Genomic DNA, 1,468 nt, shown 5'->3' with positions numbered 1-1,468 from the left:
TAAAATGTACCCTATAGAATAGACACTTAAAAAAAGTCTATTCTATAGGGTATTTCTTGTATAATGAGAGAAAAATGAGAATCGGAGAAATTTTAAAATGACGAAAAAATTATTTACAGAAAAAGAAGTTCAAATACTATCAAAAAATCGATATGTAAAATCGGTAAGCCAAAAAGGAATTACCTATACTGATGAATTCAAGCGTATTTTTATTGAGGAAAATGAACAGGGTAAACCACCTCGTATCATTTTTGAAGAATGTGGTTTTGATATAGATATCATCGGTCTACAACGTATTGTGTCATCAGGAAATAGATGGCGTACTTCTTATAAGCAAAATGGTGTATTTGGCTTAAGAGACACACGTAAGGAAAACTCAGGAAGAAAGTCAGAAAGAGAACTTACATTAGAAGAGAAATACGCACGTTTGGAAGCGGAACGAAACTTATTAAAAGCTGAAAATGAACTGTTAAAAAAGATCAAGCTTATGGAAGGGAGGATGGGAAAGAAATAACGTTACAGCCTAGTCAAAAGTACCTATTAATTCGTTCTATTATTGAAAAATATCGCTTAAAAAATATGGTGAGATATTTGTGTCAGATCGCAGGTGTTTCACGCTCTGGATACTATAATTATTTTTCAGCTATTTCTCAAAGTCGGCGAGAGAAAAGAACGCATCAAGATGAAATGGTGAAAGAGATGATAGTAAGGGCATTTCGATTTAAAAACCGAAAGAAGGGGGCTCGTCAGATCAAAATGACATTGGCGGGTCAATTTCAAGTTGTCTACAATTTGAAACGCATCCGTAGAATCATGAAAAAATATGGGATTATCTGTCCCATTCGCAAAGAAAATCCTTATAAAAAAATGTTGAGAGCGACGAAAGAACACTTCGTGGTACCCAATCAATTAAAACGAGAATTTAGGCAAGGTGTACCAGGAAAGGTACTTCTTACCGACATCACATACCTGTCTTATGGTAAGAATCAAAAAGGATATTTATCTACCATTCTAGACGGGTCTACGAATGAAGTTTTAGCTTACCATGTGTCAGAACGACTTACCCTAGATATCGCAACGACGACTCTTCACAAACTAAAGAAGAATAAGAAGGTACGATTAACGCAAGATGCCTATATTCATTCTGATCAAGGTACTCATTACACAAGCCCTACCTATCAAAAGTTAGTCAAAGAATTAAAGCTGGGACAATCCATGTCAAGACGAGGAAACTGTTGGGATAATGCCCCTCAAGAATCTTTTTTCGGGCACTTTAAAGATGAAGCTCACATCAAAACTTGTACATCTTTCACACAGTTAAAACAAGAGATTAAAGACTATATGAAATACTACAATCAGCATAGATATCAGTGGAATTTAAAGAAGATGACTCCTGTCGAATACAGAAATCATCTTCTTGATGCCGCCTAACTTTTTTTAAAATGTCCTTTACAAAGGGTACAGATTA

General features: G+C 35.0%; 1 protein-coding gene. It reads left to right on the top strand.

What is annotated here, in order from left to right:
- The first annotated feature begins 97 nt into the window (after positions 1-97).
- Positions 98-1,431 (top strand): IS3 family transposase gene (locus MR112_RS28560; RefSeq protein WP_370658504.1). Its coding sequence is split into 2 segments (ribosomal slippage): positions 98-482 and positions 482-1,431, totalling 1,335 coding nucleotides; the frame shifts between segments, so codons are not numbered across the junction.
- Positions 1,432-1,468 lie beyond the last annotated feature (37 nt).

The organism is Bacillus cereus group sp. BfR-BA-01330, assembly GCF_022663885.1.
GTDB classification, from domain to species: Bacteria; Bacillota; Bacilli; order Bacillales; family Bacillaceae_G; genus Bacillus_A; species Bacillus_A cereus.
This window is presented reverse-complemented; position numbering and strand designations above follow the sequence as displayed.